16 protein-coding genes are annotated in these 12,348 nt (G+C 44.5%); 9 read left to right on the top strand and 7 right to left on the bottom strand.

Annotation, left to right across the window (positions count from 1 at the left end):
• Nucleotides 1-62: 62 nt before the first annotated feature.
• From BacF7301_RS12025 to BacF7301_RS12005, 5 genes are read left to right on the top strand one after another with little or no spacing between them, the layout of a single operon-like run.
• The gene (locus BacF7301_RS12025) at nucleotides 63-719 is read left to right on the top strand and encodes a CDP-alcohol phosphatidyltransferase family protein (protein WP_167963094.1); all 657 of its coding nucleotides are present in this window, start codon (nucleotides 63-65) and stop codon (nucleotides 717-719) included.
• Entirely contained in the window at nucleotides 716-1,672 is a 957-nt protein-coding gene (locus BacF7301_RS12020; RefSeq protein WP_167963092.1) for a phosphatidate cytidylyltransferase, read from the top strand. The genes BacF7301_RS12025 and BacF7301_RS12020 overlap by 4 nt, the downstream gene beginning before the upstream one ends.
• A 9-nt stretch (nucleotides 1,673-1,681) precedes the next feature.
• Nucleotides 1,682-2,353, top strand: coding sequence for a lysophospholipid acyltransferase family protein (locus BacF7301_RS12015; protein ID WP_209319524.1), 672 nt, complete (start codon nucleotides 1,682-1,684; stop codon nucleotides 2,351-2,353).
• Nucleotides 2,354-2,926: an RNA polymerase sigma factor gene (locus BacF7301_RS12010; RefSeq protein ID WP_167963090.1), complete on the top strand. Its 573-nt coding sequence runs from the start codon at nucleotides 2,354-2,356 to the stop codon at nucleotides 2,924-2,926.
• On the top strand, nucleotides 2,923-4,098 hold the full coding sequence (locus BacF7301_RS12005) for an energy transducer TonB (RefSeq protein ID WP_167963088.1): 1,176 nt from the start codon (nucleotides 2,923-2,925) through the stop codon (nucleotides 4,096-4,098). Before BacF7301_RS12010 ends, BacF7301_RS12005 begins: the two co-directional genes overlap by 4 nt.
• Before the next feature lie 4 nt (nucleotides 4,099-4,102).
• On the opposite strand, the gene BacF7301_RS12000 is transcribed toward BacF7301_RS12005, so the two are convergent.
• The 6 genes from BacF7301_RS12000 to BacF7301_RS11975 all read right to left on the bottom strand — a co-directional run bounded on the left by BacF7301_RS12000 (nucleotide 4,103) and on the right by BacF7301_RS11975 (nucleotide 8,847).
• Nucleotides 4,103-4,975 carry a pyridoxamine kinase gene (locus tag BacF7301_RS12000; protein WP_167963086.1) on the bottom strand — a complete coding sequence of 291 codons (873 nt, stop codon included), beginning with the start codon at nucleotides 4,973-4,975 and terminating at the stop codon, nucleotides 4,103-4,105.
• A gap of 197 nt (nucleotides 4,976-5,172) precedes the next feature.
• Nucleotides 5,173-5,754, bottom strand: coding sequence for a LutC/YkgG family protein (locus tag BacF7301_RS11995; protein WP_167963084.1), 582 nt, complete (start codon nucleotides 5,752-5,754; stop codon nucleotides 5,173-5,175).
• Nucleotides 5,751-7,136 carry a lactate utilization protein B gene (locus tag BacF7301_RS11990; protein ID WP_167963082.1) on the bottom strand — a complete coding sequence of 462 codons (1,386 nt, stop codon included), beginning with the start codon at nucleotides 7,134-7,136 and terminating at the stop codon, nucleotides 5,751-5,753. Before BacF7301_RS11990 ends, BacF7301_RS11995 begins: the two co-directional genes overlap by 4 nt.
• Nucleotides 7,133-7,873 (bottom strand): (Fe-S)-binding protein, encoded by a 741-nt coding sequence (locus tag BacF7301_RS11985; protein ID WP_167963080.1) that lies wholly within the window; start codon nucleotides 7,871-7,873, stop codon nucleotides 7,133-7,135. Before BacF7301_RS11985 ends, BacF7301_RS11990 begins: the two co-directional genes overlap by 4 nt.
• Before the next feature lie 51 nt (nucleotides 7,874-7,924).
• Nucleotides 7,925-8,470 (bottom strand): 7-carboxy-7-deazaguanine synthase QueE, encoded by a 546-nt coding sequence (locus BacF7301_RS11980; protein WP_167963078.1) that lies wholly within the window; start codon nucleotides 8,468-8,470, stop codon nucleotides 7,925-7,927.
• A gap of 20 nt (nucleotides 8,471-8,490) precedes the next feature.
• A complete protein-coding gene (locus tag BacF7301_RS11975) occupies nucleotides 8,491-8,847 on the bottom strand; it encodes a 6-pyruvoyl trahydropterin synthase family protein (protein ID WP_167963076.1) in 357 nt (118 codons plus the stop codon).
• A 128-nt stretch (nucleotides 8,848-8,975) separates the two neighbouring features.
• Between BacF7301_RS11975 and BacF7301_RS11970 the strand changes: the two genes are divergently transcribed.
• Nucleotides 8,976-9,335 (top strand): YbaN family protein, encoded by a 360-nt coding sequence (locus tag BacF7301_RS11970; RefSeq protein WP_167963074.1) that lies wholly within the window; start codon nucleotides 8,976-8,978, stop codon nucleotides 9,333-9,335.
• On the opposite strand, the gene BacF7301_RS11965 is transcribed toward BacF7301_RS11970, so the two are convergent.
• Nucleotides 9,305-9,871 carry a 5'-methylthioadenosine/S-adenosylhomocysteine nucleosidase family protein gene (locus BacF7301_RS11965; protein ID WP_167963072.1) on the bottom strand — a complete coding sequence of 189 codons (567 nt, stop codon included), beginning with the start codon at nucleotides 9,869-9,871 and terminating at the stop codon, nucleotides 9,305-9,307. The two genes, BacF7301_RS11970 and BacF7301_RS11965, sit on opposite strands and share 31 nt — an antisense overlap.
• A 198-nt stretch (nucleotides 9,872-10,069) precedes the next feature.
• Here BacF7301_RS11965 and BacF7301_RS11960 point away from each other — a divergent pair, with 198 nt between their 5' ends.
• The 3 genes from BacF7301_RS11960 to rny all read left to right on the top strand — a co-directional run bounded on the left by BacF7301_RS11960 (nucleotide 10,070) and on the right by rny (nucleotide 12,319).
• Entirely contained in the window at nucleotides 10,070-10,363 is a 294-nt protein-coding gene (locus BacF7301_RS11960) for a coiled-coil domain-containing protein (RefSeq protein WP_128824435.1), read from the top strand.
• Nucleotides 10,364-10,374: 11 nt separating this feature from the next.
• The gene (locus BacF7301_RS11955; RefSeq protein ID WP_022138753.1) at nucleotides 10,375-10,665 is read left to right on the top strand and encodes a cell division protein ZapA; all 291 of its coding nucleotides are present in this window, start codon (nucleotides 10,375-10,377) and stop codon (nucleotides 10,663-10,665) included.
• 118 nt (nucleotides 10,666-10,783) lie between these two features.
• The gene (gene rny, locus BacF7301_RS11950) at nucleotides 10,784-12,319 is read left to right on the top strand and encodes a ribonuclease Y (protein ID WP_167963070.1); all 1,536 of its coding nucleotides are present in this window, start codon (nucleotides 10,784-10,786) and stop codon (nucleotides 12,317-12,319) included.
• Nucleotides 12,320-12,348: the final 29 nt, after the last annotated feature.

The following is a 12,348-nucleotide window of genomic DNA, read 5'->3' as shown; positions in this document are numbered from 1 at the left end:
CTCATTCCTTTGCAACTCTTAATATGATGTGTATATTTGCGAACAATAAACATCCACAAAAAATGAAAGACGAAGTAGATGGACGGCGGGAAATAGCCTCACGAAACACTGCCTGGGCTAATATTATTGCCCGCAAACTCACTCGATGGGGTATCACCCCCAATCAAATTTCCATGATGAGTGTATTTTTTGCTCTGATGGGTTGCGTTCTGCTTATCAGCACAGTTATCTATCCCGATTTTAATAAATATGTAGCCTATATTCTGTTTATTGTTTGTATGCAATCACGGTTGCTATGCAATTTGTTTGATGGAATGGTGGCTATCGAAGGGGGAAAGAAAAGTGCTAACGGCGACCTTTACAATGATATGCCCGACCGCTTTGCCGACGCCCTGTTCATCATTCCTGTGGGTTATGTCGCAGGTGGATTCGGGATAGAATTGGGATGGCTGGCTGCCCTGCTTGCCGTGATGACTGCTTATTTCCGTTGGATAGGAGCTTATAAAACACAACAGCATTTCTTTAACGGCCCGATGGCAAAGCAACACCGCATGGCGTTACTGACATTTGCCTTTGTAGTCGCCACTTGTACCCTGCATTGGGGATATGAACAAATGGTATGTCTGATTATTCTCATAGTTATGAATATCGGCCTTATCGCCACTCTTATATATCGACTATACCTCATGTCACACACATCAAATCATGAAATAAAATGAAAGAACTACTAGATAAAATCTTTCCGACGCTGAGCGATGAATTAATCATCGTCATCTCTCTCATTATCGGATTACTTGCCACAGCGAGCATCCTTCTTTTTCTTGTAAAGAAGCTATCTCCGAAAACTAACATCAGCGAACTCACCGCCCGCACCCGTTCCTGGTGGATTATGGCGGCAATGTTTATCGGTGCCGTATTTATCAGCTATGATATCTCTTATTTCTTCCTCGCCTTCCTCTCTTTTATAGCCTTCAGAGAACTTTATTCTGTATTGGGATTCAGAGAAGCAGACCGCGGGGCACTGTTTTGGGGAATACTGGCTATTCCTATCCAATATTATCTTGCCTATATAGCCTGGTATGGAGCATATATCATCTTCATTCCGGTAGTTATGTTCCTCGTACTCCCTTTCCGGCTCGTCCTGAAAGGAGAGACACATGGCATCACCAAGTCGATGGCACTATTGCAATGGATACTGATGCTTTCCGTATTCGGTATCAGCCATCTTGCCTATCTCCTCTCGCTTCCCGAACTGCCAGGCTTCAATGCGGGCGGACGCGGATTATTGCTATTCCTTGTATTCCTTACGGAAATCAATGACATCATGCAGTTCGTATGGGGAAAACTTTTCGGACGACATAAGATTCTGCCTAAAGTAAGTCCCAACAAGACATGGGAAGGTTTCCTGGGCGGTGTAATCAGCACTACCATTATCGGTTATTTTCTGGGCTTCCTCACTCCGCTTTCCGGTCCTAATGTAATCCTGGTAAGTGCACTCATTGCCATTGCCGGATTCTCGGGAGATGTGGTTATCTCCGCCATCAAGCGGGATAAAGGAATCAAGGACATGGGAAACAGTATCCCCGGACACGGCGGCGTATTCGACCGCATAGACTCTCTGTCCTATACCGCTCCCGTATTCTTTCATTTAGTGTATTACATTGCTTATTAGGCGGAAACGATGAAAAAGAGATTCATTCAATCTGCCGTTATGCAGATTATATATAAAGGTATTTGCCACTGGTTCCTGAAGTTAATCGTAGGAGTCCAGTTCACTGACTGCCGGTTTCTCAGAAAGGAAAAGCAATTTATTATTCTTGCCAACCACAACAGTCATCTGGATACCTTGAGCCTGTTATCTTCCCTGCCCGGCAATCTTTTGTGGAAGGTAAAGCCCGTAGCCGCAGAGGATTATTTCGGCAGAACCCGCTTTCAAGCTTCGATGAGCAATTATTTTATCAATACGCTTTTAATCAGAAGAAAAGGAGAGAAAGATTCGGAACACGACCCTATCCGCAAAATGCTTGAAGCCATTGACGCCGGATATTCACTCATCCTTTTCCCGGAAGGAACAAGAGGAAAACCGGAACAAATGGGAAAGATAAAATCCGGCATAGCCCGCATCCTTTCCCTGCGTCCTGAACTGAAATATGTCCCTGTATTTATGACGGGGATGGGGCGTTCCTTGCCCAAAGGAGAACTCTTACTGTTACCCTATAAAGCATCCATCCATTACGGCACGCCCGCATTAATAAAGAGTACGGATACGCAGGAGATTCTGAATCAGGTAACAGAGGACTTTGAAGAAATGAAAGAGAAATATCAGGTTATTATAGAAGAAGACGAAGAATAGATGCTGTTTTTCAAAAGAAACATATCGAAGCTATCGGACGAAGAGTTACTTATACATTATATTAAGTCCGGGGATACGGAGTATTTCGGTGAATTATACAACCGATATATCCCGTTATTGTATGGACTTTGCCTGAAATATCTGCAAGATGAAGACCGTGCGCAGGAAGCTGTGATGCAGTTGTTTGAAGACTTATTGCCGAAAATGGTCAATTATGAGATAAAGATCTTCAAGCCATGGCTCTACCGCGTAGGCAAGAATCATTGCTTGCAGCTTCTACGGAAAGAAAACAAGGAAATTCCGTTAGATTATAGCATTAATGTTATGGAATCCGACGAATTTCTGCATCTATTAAGTGAAGAGGAAAGTTCGGAAGAGCAATTGAAGGCATTGCATCACTGCCTCGAAAAGTTGCCCGAAGAACAACGGCTCAGCATTACGCGTTTCTTTCTGGAAGAGATGTCCTATGCAGACGTTGCCGAGCAGACCGGATTTACTCTGAACAATGTGAAAAGCTACATCCAAAACGGAAAGCGAAACTTAAAAAATTGCATTAAGAAACAGACCCTATGACACTATTGGACTACATACGAGGACTCCGCAAAGGAAAAGAGGCACACCGGCTGGAAAAAGAGTCGATGAAAGACCCTTTTCTGGCTGATGCTATGGATGGATACAGCCAGGTGGAAGGGAATCACGAAGAACAGATAGAGAAACTGCGGATGCAGGTTTCAGCTCATACAGCAAGGCATACGGACTCTTCAAAGAAAAAGAATTCGTATGCCATCACTTGGAGCATTGCTGCTTGCCTGGTGATTGGAATCGGTATCAGCACTTATTTCCTGTTCCTTAAAAAGAGTATGGCAGATGATGTGTTTATTGCTAAAGAAGATATTCCTTCGGCAGTGTTCGAGCCTGTCACCCCGAAAGAGGAGACTTCCTCTCTGGCTGAAGCGAAGATGAAGCAAGATTCTACTCATGAAGTTATCGTAAAGCAAGCAGATAAAAAGAATATAGTAGCCAAAAGCAAAACGACTCCTAAACCGCAAAGTGCACCGGTAGCAGCAACACCGGTTATAGAAGAAGCTACCGGAGAGGAAACTGCCGGACAAGCGATAATGCTGGAAGAAACAATAGTAGCGGATACAGATACTTCTCGCTCCAAGGTTCATCAGATAAAAGTGGCAAAAGCAGCCATTCCTAACCGGAATCTGATTAAGGGCAAAGTGACGGATGAAAAGGGACAACCAATCATTGGAGCCAGTGTAGCATATACCGGAACGAATACAGGTACAATCACAGACCTCAACGGTGAGTTTGCATTGAAGAAAGAAGAAGGCAACAAAGAACTGACAGCACAGTTTATCGGTTACGAACCGGTGGAAATACCGGTAGATACCAGCCGGACAATGTTGATTGCCATGAATGAGGATAAGCAAACGCTTGACGAAGTGGTGGTAGTGGGAACAAAAGATAAATACCAGACTCCGCAGCCGGTAATAGGCAAACGTAAATATAAGAAGTATTTGGAAGAAAATCTTATTCGCCCGAATGATGAAAAGTGTAAGGATGTGAAAGGCGAGGTAGTTCTTGCTTTCTTTGTTGACAAAGAAGGAAAGCCACAGAATATCACTGTCGTTCATGGTTTATGCGAATCTGCCGATAAGGAAGCAATCCGGCTTGTCAAAGAAGGTCCGAAGTGGACGTTCGGAAACCTTCCGACAAGGGTAACGGTACAGTTCTGATTTCCTATATCAGTTCATAACTCGCCATTTGTATCGGCATATCCAGATTATGAAGAACTTTCTCCAACAGGATACCTTCGCGGTTGTCATATTCATAACCGAAAGTGGCGCGGATACCTTGCAGGATAAACTGCGTAGCACGGTCTAATGCCATCGGAAGGCTGTCCCCCTGCATCAATGAACCGGTAATCACGCTGGTAAAGGTATCTCCCGTTCCGGGATAATGGGCGGGCAGATAAGGGCAGGTCACTTTCCAATAGCGGTTTCCCTGGCGGTTGTATGCATAAACGGAAGTTTTATGTGGTTCATCATGTACGGGGACACTGGTAATGATAACGACTTCCGGACCCTTATCGGATAAAAGCCGGAGATATTCTTTCAATTCCTCATCCGTATTATCTGCCTTATAAGGTCTGTCCAGCAAATAGAACAGCTCCGTCAGATTAGGAGTAATCACATCTGCCTTAGTTATCAGGTGACGCATTTCTTTTACCATCTCCATATCAAAGTTGGTATACAGGCGGCCATTATCCCCCAATACCGGGTCGGCTACTACCAGGCTATCCGGCTGGCGGAAGTCTTTGATAAAATCGGAAACAATCTGTATCTGCTTCGGAGAACCGAGGTATCCGGTATAAATGGCATCGAATTGTACTTCCAGCTTCTTCCATCCAGCTATAATCTTCGGCATTTCATCAGTGAGGTCTAAAAAGGAAAAGCCGGGATATTGTGTATGATTGGACAACACTGCCGTAGGAAGCGGACAAACCTGAAAGCCCATTGATGAAAGAATAGGAATAACGACAGTCAGAGATACGCGCCCCATCCCCGAAAGGTCATGGACAGCAGCTATTTTCTTTACTTTATTGGCATACATATTATTTATATTTAAACAGTTTATTCTTCTGAATCAATGAGCTAAAACAGAGGCTCTATTTACACCAAACGGAGCCTCTATTTGTGGTAAACAGAGGCTCCGTTTTATTGTAACAGAGCCTCTGTTTTGTTTGTGCTAACAAAAATAAAGCTCCATTGTTTTAAAACCAAATTTATTTTAGAATAATAAACAGGATACTACATTAATATTACTAATACATCCCGCGCACCATGCGCTCCCATCACCAATGCCTGCTCGATGTCGGCTGTCTTGGAAGGACCGGAGATGAACGTACCGAACTTATATTCCTGTCCGTCCAGTTCACGGTAAGCATCATACATGGTATTCACTATTTTATTCCGGTCGAGCAGGATAACCAACTTCTCCGAAATAAAATAAATAGCTTTATACTTCACTGTCTGCGGAATCCAGATGGCTCCGTTCTCGGCTACGCCGATTTCCCCTTTCACCACTGCCACGTCCGTACCGTCCAATTCTTTCGGGTCGTCCAGGTTATCGGGATTGAAAGTAGCGCAAGAGATGTCCGGCAATACGGAAGCAATGCGCATAGCATCGGGATATGTCCTGCGTATCACGGCATTCACATCTTCCCCTTCGCCTAGTATGACCGCTGTGCCGCCAACCGCACGGCTGATAGCACAAAACTGTTCTATCTTATCCGGATATGACAATCGTTTCATATCCGCTATATCCGGTTTATCATAACGTACTTGCGTATTCTTGCGAATACTGGCTAATATTTCTTCTCTACTGCTCATTTGGATTCCTCCTTTCCCTGTACCTTGTTTTTCTTCCACATTTCATTGAATGACTCTTTTGCAAATTCCGGCAGTTCGCGCCCTTTGCCCCAATCATCGAAATCATTGTATTTCATAAAACGGGGCAGGCTGTTTATCACCGGGGCTGCCCACAAAGCAGCGTTGAACAACGCCGGACGTTCCATCAGGAACTTCATACCGCCGGACATTATCTTCTTTCCTGTATTTGCCTTTCCAAGCCCGTCCAAATCCTGACGCCATTTATAAATCTGTTCGGCCAAATCGACTTTCACCGGACAGACGTCGGAACAGGACATACACAATGAACAGGCAGAAAGATTATCATAATACTTCTCCGGATTATGCGCCATTCCCAAATTGATTCCGATAGGACCGGGAATGAAATAAGTATAAGAGTATCCGCCACTCCGGCGATATACAGGACAGGTATTCATGCAGGCACCACAGCGGATGCAGTTCAGTGTCTTGATATGGTCGGGCTTGGAAAGCAAAGAACTCCGCCCATTGTCTACAATGATGATATGGTATTCGCCACCTTCACGCGGACGACGGTAATGAGAAGTATATGTCGTCACCGGCTGTCCGGTAGCCGAACGCGCCAACAACCGGGTAAACACGCCCAGCGCATCCAAATCCGGTACAATCTTTTCCATACCGAAAGCGGCAATATTCAGTTTCGGATACGAAGTGCCCATATCGGCATTGCCTTCATTCGTACAGACAACGATGTCTCCGGTAGAAGCCACGGCGAAATTGGCTCCTGTCATGGCAGCTTCGGCATTGAGGAAGAGATGGCGCAGATTCTTGCGGGCAGCATGAGTCAGGTATGTCGGGTCAAAGTTTCCTTTTTCCGTTCCCATTTCTTTCTCAAAAAGTTCTCCTACCTGCTCCCGCTTGATGTGGATGGCAGGCAGAACGATATGGCTGGGCTCGAGATGCATCAATTGCAGGATACGTTCGCCCAAATCGGACTCCACGACGTCAATGCCACGCTCCATCAGGAAAGGATTCAGTCCACATTCTTCGGCAAGCATCGACTTGCTTTTGATGAAATGGTGCACGTTATGTTCGTTCAGTATCTCGTAGACGATGGCACAGTATTCATCGGCATCCTTTGCCCAATGAACGATGGCACCGTTGGCAGTAGCATTCTTCTCGAATTCCAGCAAGAGTTCTTCGAGGTGGCTGTTGGAATACAGTTTCAGTTCACAAGCCTTGTTGCGCAACTCTTCCCATTCGGGAACTTCCTTACTCATCTTATCCCTTTTGGCACGGACCATCCAAAGGGTTTCGTTATGCCATGCTGCCATCTTGCTGTCCTGCAAGAACTTTTCGGCAGCTTTTGAATGTTTGGTACTCATGATTGCGACGCTAGAATTTCTACAATATGGATAATCTGAATAGGCAGGTGCTCCCGTTTGATGACTCCTTGCATATGCATCAGGCAAGAACTGTCCGCTCCGACAATGTATTCGGCTCCGGTAGCCATGTGGTCTTTTACCTTATCCCGCCCCATGCAGACGGATACTGCTTGTTCTTCCACGGCAAACATACCGCCGAAGCCACAGCATTCGTCAATATGGCTGGGCTCGAATACCTCGATGCCTTCGACCAGGTCGAGCAAATCACGCAATTTATTATAATAAGGAATATTTAACTCTGTGGGAGCCGAAATAAACAGTTCGCGCACTCCATGACAGCTATTGTGAATACTGACCTTATGAGGAAAGCGAGCAGGGATTTTCGAAGGTTTCAGCACATCGTGAATAAAGTCACATATGTCATAAATCTTTCCCGCGCTCTGGCAGACATGACCTTCTTTCTCAAGGATGCCGGGATGGTTCTCTTTCACAAAAGCCACACAACTGGCGGAAGGACCGACAATGTAATCGTACTTTTGGAACAAATCGTCAAAACGGAGTGCTAACTTCACCGATTCGTCTTCAAAACCGGCATTTGCCATCGGTTGTCCGCAACAGGTCTGGTCTAACGGATAATCGACGTCTACTCCCAAACTTTTCAATAGTTTATACGATGCCACTCCCACATTGGGATAGATAGCATTGATATAACAAGGAATAAACAAACCTACTTTCATAACTATATTATGTAATAATTTAAGCTTCTTCCGCTACATCCGTCTATCAGTCTAGCGGATGTCGATTAATTTGTGTGTTTGCAGGCTGAGTCTCCATTTGGGATGTCGCATTACACAGTCCACTGTAGAAGCAGTGTTATTACAAGAACAAGGCTGAAGGAAAAAATGTTCGGCAGGAAGTAGTTCATAAATACTTATATTTTGTCCTTCATAGACTACTTTCACTTCATCCATCCGGTCAAGAGCCAGTTTCACGCCTTGTTTGGGCGAGCAGGTCACCCAGTCGATAGCTTCGGGCAAGGGGCGTGTACCGTTCGTTTCGATACAAACATATTTACCTGCCCGGTGCAGGCGGTCGATAAATTCGTCGTCTATCCACAAAGAGGGTTCACCACCCGTCAAGATGACGGTAACGGCAGGATATTTTTCTACTTCGGAGATAATTTCGTCGTCAGTCATCATTGTTCCTTCTTCGTGTTGTGTATCGCAAAAATCACATTTCAGGTTGCAGCCGGAAAAACGGACAAAGATAGCCGGGGTTCCGGTGTGGTATCCCTCGCCCTGCAAACTGTAAAAGATTTCATTAATCTTTCTCATCGTCGTATGTATTTTGTTTGCTACTCTTTCTCTTCTCCTGTTGTAGAGTCTTTCTCGTAGATGACAATGTTTCCTTCCGACTCCTGCACCTCTACTTTATAACATTGGGGAATCTGTTTACAAACCCATCGGGCGATATTCTCGGCGGTGGGATTAAAGGGAAGTACTTCGTTCAGATTCTGATGGTCGAGTTTCTCCATGACCACTTCTTTGATGCGGGTAAAATCGACCACCATTCCTTCGGAATTGAGTCGCGTGGAACGACAATAAACGGTGATAATCCAGTTGTGACCGTGTAGACTGGCGCATTTACTGCGATACGGGAGTACCAGCTTATGGGAAGCTGAAATCTCCATGCGTTTGATTACTGTAAACATTGCTGTATGTATTTTAATAGTTACACGCATCTAATGTCACCTCGATGCAACGGCAAAGGTAATACAAAATTGAGTTTTCATTCAGCAATGACAGTTATTTTTTCCTATTTTCGTACTATCTTTGCCGCATGAAAACTCTGTATATTGTTTTAGGAAGCATTTCCCTGGCACTCGGTATTCTCGGCATCTTTCTGCCGTTATTGCCCACTACCCCCTTTCTGCTACTCACGGCCGCCCTTTACTTCAAGGGTTCGCCCCGATTATATAACTGGTTGTTGAACCATCCGCATTTCGGCCCTTATATCCGTAACTTCCGCGAGAATAAAGCAATTCCACTACGAGCCAAGATTATCTCACTTGTACTGATGTGGGGGACAATGCTGTATTGCATATTCTTCCTGATTCCTTTTATATGGGTAAAGATTCTCCTGGGATTGATAGCCGCAGGAGTCACTTATCATATTCTTTCTTTCAAGACATTGAGGTAGTCGGAAAGTCCCTGACGGGCATCTGCAAGTTTATCTTCCCAATGTTTCACGGAATTCTGGCCGATAATGTCAGTGACGTATTTCACGGAGATAAACGGAATTTCTTTCGAGCGACAGACGAATGCCTGCGCATAAGCTTCCATATCCACCACGTCTCCGGTGACATGAGTCAGTTCGGTCAAAAAACCATCGCCTGTATTACAGATTCCATTCTCCGTCCAGTGTTCGCAATATCCTTTTGCTTCAAGCAAAGCCGTAGAGTCGATTTCACATTCCATTCCCAATCCTGCGAGCTTCTGCATATCACGGTCTACAAACTTCCGGCAGACGAAGATATCTCCTACCTGATGGTTGACTGTTCCCGCACTTCCGATATTTAAAACCAAGTCGGGTTGTACCTGACGAATCGCTTCTGCCAAATGAAAAGCGGATTTTACTTTGCCTATTCCTGTGCGGATATAGTACGGTTCTACATCAGGCCACTTTATCTCTACAAATTCGCCTTGGACGGCGTAGGTTACTAATATTTTCAACATAGGTTTCCTTCATTTTATTGAAATGCAAAGATATATCTTTTCCTGAGCATTACTGGTTTTACAAAGTAATTATTGCCACAGAACTCCCCTCTTTCTCTCGTCCAACCCGCTATTTTGCGCTAAAATACACATTTTATCCCGAAAAGTTTTTGTAATATCAGAGTTAATCGTATTTTTGTGTACAATTTTGGTGTAGTAATGACAGAAGAAGAAAAAAAGTTATTGAATACCTTTGAGACGCAGCTACGGCATTTAATCTATCTGCACGATGAGTTAAAGCGTGAAAATGCGGAGCTGAAGAAACTTCTCGATATTGAAAAATTAAAGAATGAGAAGGTACAGGCGCAATACGATGAATTGGAAGTCAGCTACACAAACCTAAAAACAGCTACGGCAATCAGCCTTAACGGCAGCGACGTAAAAGAGACGAAGCTGCGATTGTCTAAATTAGTGCGTGAAGTCGATAAATGCATCGCTTTGTTGAATGAATAAGAAGAAGATGTATGAACGATAAAATAAAGATAAACCTGCAGATAGCAGACTCAAACTACCCGTTAACCATCAACCGTGAGGAAGAAGAAATGGTGCGGGAAGCCGCCAAGCAGGTAAATATCAGGCTTAATAAGTACCGGGAAGTTTACAAGAACCTCGAACCGGAAAAGATTATTGCCATGGTAGCCTATCAGTTCTCGTTAGAGAGACTGCAATTATTGCAACGTAATGATACCAGCCCCTATACGGAGAAGGTAAAAGAGCTAAATGAATTGCTGGAAGATTATTTCAAAGAGGAATAAACCAGACCGGCTATTCGCTGATAAGAGAAAAACAACCACGCACTGCACAATATCCAAGCAAGAACCTGCTTAGATATTTGGCGGTGCGTTTTTATTTATATATTAAATTAAATGTAGAATGATAGCAATAATAGCAACAGCAATTGCTTGCTTCATCGTAGGTGGAGTCTTTTCATACATACTATTCCGGTATGCTCTGAAATCCAGATACGAGAATGTCCTGAAAGAAGCAGAGACGGAAGCGGAAGTAATTAAGAAAAACAAGCTGCTGGAAGTGAAGGAGAAGTTCCTGAACAAAAAGGCAGACCTTGAAAAGGAGGTAGCCCTGAGGAATCAGAAGATTCAGCAGGCGGAAAACAAACTGAAACAACGCGAAATGGTGCTCGGACAGCGCCAGGAAGAAATCCAGCGCAAGAAGATGGAAGCCGAAGCTGTCAAAGAGAACCTGGAAGCGCAGTTGGTGATTGTCGACAAGAAGAAAGAAGAACTGGATAAACTGCAACAACAGGAAATTGACAAGTTGGAAGCAATCTCCGGTTTGTCTGCCGAAGAAGCGAAAGAACGTTTGGTGGAATCACTGAAAGAGGAAGCTAAAACGCAGGCTCAGTCATTCATCAACGACATCATGGATGATGCCAAGCTGACTGCCAACAAGGAAGCAAAACGTATTGTCGTTCAGTCTATCCAAAGGGTAGCTACGGAAACTGCCATCGAGAACTCTGTTACAGTATTCCATATCGAATCTGACGAAATCAAAGGACGCATTATCGGACGCGAAGGACGTAATATCCGTGCACTGGAAGCAGCCACAGGTGTTGAAATCGTTGTAGACGATACTCCTGAAGCTATCGTGCTTTCAGCTTTCGACCCGGTTCGCCGTGAAATTGCACGCCTGGCCCTGCATCAACTTGTTACTGACGGACGTATTCATCCGGCACGTATCGAGGAAGTAGTAGCTAAAGTACGCAAACAGGTGGAAGAAGAAATCATCGAAACCGGTAAACGTACTACAATTGACCTCGGTATCCACGGTTTGCATCCTGAATTGATTCGTATTATCGGTAAGATGAAATATCGTTCTTCTTATGGCCAGAACTTGTTGCAGCATGCGCGTGAAACAGCCAACCTTTGTGCTGTGATGGCATCGGAATTGGGACTGAATCCGAAGAAAGCAAAACGTGCAGGTTTGCTGCATGATATAGGTAAAGTGCCTGATGAAGAACCGGAATTGCCACACGCATTGCTGGGTATGAAGCTTGCAGAAAAATATAAGGAAAAACCGGATATCTGCAACGCTATCGGTGCTCACCATGATGAAACGGAAATGACCAGTTTGCTGGCTCCTATCGTGCAGGTATGTGACGCTATTTCAGGTGCACGTCCGGGCGCACGCCGCGAAATCGTTGAGGCTTATATCAAGCGTTTGAACGATCTCGAACAATTGGCTATGGCTTATCCGGGTGTAACAAAGACATATGCAATCCAGGCAGGACGCGAACTTCGCGTAATCGTTGGTGCAGATAAGATTGATGATAAGCAGACTGAAAACCTGTCGGGCGAAATCGCTAAGAAGATTCAGGATGAAATGACTTATCCGGGACAGGTGAAGATTACCGTTATCCGTGAAACACGTGCGGTCAGCTTCGCTAAGTAAGACCAAAGACTTAAAAAAGAAATCAAAGA

The organism is Bacteroides faecium (genome assembly GCF_012113595.1).
In the GTDB taxonomy this organism is placed as follows: Bacteria; Bacteroidota; Bacteroidia; order Bacteroidales; family Bacteroidaceae; genus Bacteroides; species Bacteroides faecium.
Note: the sequence above shows the minus strand (reverse complement) of the source record. Positions and strands in the feature narration are given on the sequence as shown.